Genomic DNA, 3,295 nt, shown 5'->3' on the forward strand with positions numbered 1-3,295 from the left:
AGGGCACATGGTCAAATCTGGGTTACACGCCGTGCGTGTATTCAATTGTTCCGCTCCTCCCGAAGGAGGATGCGGGGTGCCCGTCTTCTGGGAACCACAAAGTGGACGCAAGCAATCTCTGACCACTCCTACCAGCCTTTACAACGGTATGAGTGTAGTGATTATCAAGTTATCGGCTTATTAGTACCGGTCAGCTCCGACAGTCTTTAGTCCTGTCTTCCACATCCGGCCTATCAACCCAGTCGTCTGGCTGGGAGCCTCTCCCCCGAAGGGATGGAAATCTCATCTCGAAGCCGGCTTCCCGCTTAGATGCTTTCAGCGGTTATCCGTTCCGAACGTAGCTAATCAGCGGTGCTCCTGGCGGAACAACTGACACACCAGAGGTTCGTCCATCCCGGTCCTCTCGTACTAGGGATAGATCTTCTCAAATTTCCTGCGCGCGCAGCGGATAGGGACCGAACTGTCTCACGACGTTCTAAACCCAGCTCGCGTACCGCTTTAATGGGCGAACAGCCCAACCCTTGGGACCTACTCCAGCCCCAGGATGCGACGAGCCGACATCGAGGTGCCAAACCATGCCGTCGATATGGACTCTTGGGCAAGATCAGCCTGTTATCCCCGAGGTACCTTTTATCCGTTGAGCGACAGCGCTTCCACAAGCCACTGCCGGATCACTAGTCCCGACTTTCGTCCCTGCTCGACTTGTCAGTCTCACAGTCAAGCTCCCTTGTGCACTTACACTCGCCACCTGATTGCCAACCAGGTTGAGGGAACCTTTGGGCGCCTCCGTTACTCTTTGGGAGGCAACCGCCCCAGTTAAACTACCCATCAGGCACTGTCCCTGAACCCGATTAGGGTCCGAAGTTAGATATCCAGAGTGACCAGAGTGGTATTTCAACAATGACTCCACGAACACTAGCGTGCCCGCTTCAACGTCTCCCACCTATCCTACACAAGCCACACCGAACACCAATACCAAACTATAGTAAAGGTCACGGGGTCTTTCCGTCCTGCTGCGCGTAACGAGCATCTTTACTCGTAATGCAATTTCGCCGAGTTCGCGGTTGAGACAGCTGGGAAGTCGTTACGCCATTCGTGCAGGTCGGAACTTACCCGACAAGGAATTTCGCTACCTTAGGATGGTTATAGTTACCACCGCCGTTTACTGGGGCTTAAATTCTCAGCTTCGCCTTGCGGCTAACCGTTCCTCTTAACCTTCCAGCACCGGGCAGGCGTCAGTCCGTATACATCGTCTTGCGACTTAGCACGGACCTGTGTTTTTAGTAAACAGTCGCTTCCCACTGGTCTCTGCGGCCATCGAACGCTCCCGGAGCAAGTCCGTTCACGCCTCAGGCCCCCCTTCTCCCGAAGTTACGGGGGCATTTTGCCGAGTTCCTTAACCACGATTCTCTCGATCTCCTTAGTATTCTCTACCTGACCACCTGAGTCGGTTTGGGGTACGGGCAGCTAGAACCTCGCGTCGATGCTTTTCTTGGCAGCATAGGATCACCGATTTCGACTTGCGTCTACCCATCAGATCTCAGGCTATATAAACGACGGATTTGCCTATCGTTCGCCCTACATCCTTAGACCGGGACAACCATCGCCCGGCTCGGCTACCTTCCTGCGTCACACCTGTTAATACGCTAAACGCACCAGCACGGGGTCGTACGCTAGGCCCAACGCTTCACCCCGAAGGGATCCATCAAAGGGATTCAGATACTTAGCACTACTGGATTGTCTTGGGCGGTTCTTCGCCGGTACGGGAATATCAACCCGTTGTCCATCGACTACGCCTGTCGGCCTCGCCTTAGGTCCCGACTTACCCAGGGAAGATTAGCTTGACCCTGGAACCCTTGGTCTTCCGGAGGACGGGTTTCTCACCCGTCTTTCGCTACTCATGCCTGCATTCTCACTCGTGTGGCATCCACGGCTGGTTCACACCGCCGCTTCACTCGCCACACGACGCTCTCCTACCCATCAACACGGCTGGACCACGAAGGCCTACCACTAATGTCAATGCCACAACTTCGGTGGCGTGCTTGAGCCCCGTTACATTGTCGGCGCGGAATCACTTGACCAGTGAGCTATTACGCACTCTTTCAAGGGTGGCTGCTTCTAAGCCAACCTCCTGGTTGTCTGTGCAACTCCACATCCTTTCCCACTTAGCACGCGCTTAGGGACCTTAGTTGGTGGTCTGGGTTGTTTCCCTCTCGACTATGAAGCTTATCCCCCACAGTCTCACTGCTGCGCTCTCACTTACCGGCATTCGGAGTTTGGCTGACGTCAGTAAGCTTTTGGGCCCCATCGGCCATCCAGTAGCTCTACCTCCGGCAAGAAACACGCAACGCTGCACCTAAATGCATTTCGGAGAGAACCAGCTATCACGAAGTTTGATTGGCCTTTCACCCCTATCCACAGCTCATCCCCTCCATTTTCAACTGAAGTGGGTTCGGTCCTCCACGACGTCTTACCGTCGCTTCAACCTGGCCATGGATAGATCACTTCGCTTCGGGTCTAGACCCTGCGACTGAATCGCCCTATTCGGACTCGCTTTCGCTACGGCTGCCCCACACGGGTTAACCTCGCCACAGAGCACTAACTCGCAGGCTCATTCTTCAAAAGGCACGCCGTCACCCCTACAAGGAGGCTCCGACGGTTTGTAAGCAAACGGTTTCAGGTACTATTTCACTCCCCTCCCGGGGTACTTTTCACCTTTCCCTCACGGTACTTGTCCGCTATCGGTCATCTGGGAGTATTTAGGCTTATCAGGTGGTCCTGACAGATTCACACGGGATTTCTCGGGCCCCGTGCTACTTGGGATACTCTTCACGCCATAACACCATTTCGACTACGGGGCTCGCACCCGCTCTGGCCAGGCGTTCAAACCTGTTCGTCTATGATGCGCTGTAACGTTCACCGGCCGGCAGACCGGAACGAAAAGTCCCACAACCCCGGCCATGCAACCCCTGCCGGGTATCACACATGACTCGGTTTAGCCTCTTCCGCGTTCGCTCGCCACTACTGACGGAATCACTGTTGTTTTCTCTTCCTGTGGGTACTGAGATGTTTCACTTCCCCACGTTCCCTCTACCCGCCCTATATATTCAGGCGGGAGTCACCAGGTCACCACAAGGGGCCTGGCGGGGTTTCCCCATTCGGAAATCCTCGGATCACAGCTCGTTTATCAGCTCCCCGAGGCTTATCGCAGATTACGACGTCCTTCTTCGGCTCCAGATGCCAAGGCATTCACCGTTTGCTCTTATGAACTTGCTAATCACATGAGTTAAGAACC

Annotated in this window: 1 rRNA gene; it reads right to left on the reverse strand. The window is 54.7% G+C overall.

Annotated elements, in window-relative coordinates:
• Positions 1-160: 160 nt before the first annotated feature.
• Positions 161-3,276 (reverse strand): 23S ribosomal RNA (locus C5C71_RS17020).
• Positions 3,277-3,295 lie beyond the last annotated feature (19 nt).

It is taken from the genome of Rathayibacter sp. AY1C1 (assembly GCF_002932105.1).
Classification (GTDB): Bacteria; Actinomycetota; Actinomycetes; order Actinomycetales; family Microbacteriaceae; genus Rathayibacter.